1 protein-coding gene is annotated in these 223 nt (G+C 50.7%); it reads right to left on the minus strand.

Annotation, left to right across the window (positions count from 1 at the left end; all coding sequences use genetic code 11):
* Positions 1-223 (minus strand): hypothetical protein (locus SLS51_RS24010; RefSeq protein WP_323840945.1); only part of this gene is annotated, 223 nt, incomplete at both ends.

Genomic DNA, 223 nt, shown 5'->3' on the forward strand with positions numbered 1-223 from the left:
CTGCAACCGCCAGGCTGTAAAAATCCCCCTCACCTATCTTAATCGCCAGATTATTGCGCGCATAAGCGGCATTAACCGCTAAACCCTGCCCCACCTGGATATTGGCGTTACGCTGGCCTTTCATGACCGCCACATTCAGGCCATTGCCCACTTTGGTATTGACGTTATATTTCCCCCACGCCACGTTAACCGAAATACCCTCACCCACATGAGTGTTAATGTT

It is taken from the genome of Photorhabdus africana (assembly GCF_035181445.1).
GTDB classification, from domain to species: domain Bacteria; phylum Pseudomonadota; class Gammaproteobacteria; order Enterobacterales; family Enterobacteriaceae; genus Photorhabdus; species Photorhabdus laumondii.